Source organism: Frankia sp. AgKG'84/4 (assembly GCF_023242965.2).
Classification (GTDB): Bacteria; Actinomycetota; Actinomycetes; order Frankiales; family Frankiaceae; genus Frankia.
This window is the reverse complement of the sequence record NZ_JALKFU020001023.1, coordinates 1-1,759: the sequence shown is the minus strand read 5'-3', so window position 1 is coordinate 1,759 and position 1,759 is coordinate 1. Positions and strand designations below refer to the sequence as shown.

Annotated in this window: 2 protein-coding genes; one reads left to right on the top strand and one right to left on the bottom strand. The window is 71.2% G+C overall.

Annotation, left to right across the window (positions count from 1 at the left end):
* Window positions 1–2 precede the first annotated feature (2 nt).
* Complete coding sequence (locus MXD58_RS26955) at window positions 3–233, bottom strand: Mur ligase domain-containing protein (protein WP_374616707.1); 231 nt, start codon at window positions 231–233, stop codon at window positions 3–5.
* A 429-nt stretch (window positions 234–662) separates the two neighbouring features.
* Between MXD58_RS26955 and ftsZ the strand changes: the two genes are divergently transcribed.
* The coding region (gene ftsZ, locus MXD58_RS26950) for a cell division protein FtsZ (protein ID WP_250610634.1) at window positions 663–1,759 on the top strand (1,097 nt) is incomplete at its 3' end.

Below are 1,759 nucleotides of genomic sequence, written 5' to 3'. Positions count from 1 at the left end.
GATCATGACCAGGCCAAGGCCGTTGAGAGCGACGACGACCGGCAGCAGCACCGGGTCCGCCGCCGGGGCGAACCGGCCACGCCGCGGGCCCGCAGGGTGGCCACCCGAGGGGAGTCCTCGGCGTCGCTGCCGCTGACCGTTCCGCCGCCGGCAAGGTGGATCTGGGCCAGGGGCGACAGGCCGGCGCCGCCGATCCCGAGGAAGTGGACGTGCTGGGTGCGCTGACGGGTCACGGGGGCAGTACACCATTCCCCGTTGCCGTCCCGGCGGTCCGCCTTGATCGCGTCTGGCGGCCGGGGGTGGAGCGGGCCACCCGGGGGTGCCCGGCGCCCGGCTGGGCGGGCCCGACGGGGGCCGGGCGACGGGTCGCGGCGCCGCTGTGGTCTCCTGGGCTGGCGGGCCGCGTGGACTGGCCGGAGGGAGAGCTAGGACACGAAGCGGGATGACGCGCCGCGAGCTTCCTTGACCACCGCCTAAGCCGTGCCTACTGTCCGATCCACAGTCGGAAGTTGACATAACTGTAACCGTCTAGCTGACGGTGAAGGTTGAGGCTCTGGCTGCTTCCCCCCGCTCGCCGCGCGGTTGCGCAATGTCCCGCGGTGCCGCAGGGGGCGGGGTAAACCCCCGTCCGACCACCGACGCCGCTGGAGGACCGACACCGCATGGCTGCCCCACAGAACTATCTCGCGGTCATCAAGGTCGTCGGGATCGGTGGTGGTGGCGTCAACGCCGTCAACCGGATGATCGAAGTCGGTCTCAAGGGCGTCGAGTTCATCGCCATCAATACCGACGCACAGGCGTTGCTCATGAGCGACGCCGACGTCAAGCTCGACGTCGGCCGTGAGCTGACCCGGGGACTCGGCGCGGGCGCCGATCCCGAGGTCGGCCGCCAGGCCGCCGAGGACCACCGTGAGGAGATCGAGGAGGTCCTCAAGGGGGCCGACATGGTCTTCGTCACCGCCGGCGAGGGCGGCGGCACCGGCACCGGCGGAGCGCCGGTCGTCGCCAACGTGGCCCGCTCGCTCGGCGCTCTCACCATCGGTGTCGTCACCCGTCCGTTCACCTTCGAGGGCCGCCGGCGCGCGACCCAGGCGGACACCGGCATCGACACCCTGCGCAATGAAGTCGACACGCTCATCGTCATCCCGAACGATCGCCTGCTGGCGATGACGGACCGGGACATCAGCGTTCTCGACGCCTTCCGCAGCGCCGACCAGGTGCTGCTCTCCGGTGTGCAGGGCATCACCGACCTGATCACCACCCCGGGTCTGATCAACCTCGACTTCGCCGACGTGAAGACGGTGATGTCGCACGCGGGCAGCGCGCTGATGGGTATCGGCCGGGCCCGCGGGGACGACCGTGCCACGGTCGCGGCCGAACAGGCGATCGCCTCCCCGCTGCTGGAGGCGAGCATGGACGGCGCCCAGGGCGTGCTGCTGAACATCTCCGGCGGCTCCGACCTGGGACTGTTCGAGATCAACGCGGCCGCCGAGCTGGTCGCCGACGCGGCCCATCCAGAGGCGAACATCATCTTTGGTGCGGTCATCGACGACGCGCTCGGGGACGAGGTCCGGGTGACCGTCATCGCCGCGGGCTTCGACACCGTCCAGGATCGACGAACGCGCACGCTCAACGCCTCGCAGCGAAGGCCGACGTCCCCGAACGCGCCGGTCACGCCGGCGCAGGGGACGGGGCTGGGCGGCGCTGCCACGCCTCTGAGACCAAGGTGCCGCGAGGCCCACACAGCGCCGCCCAGCCC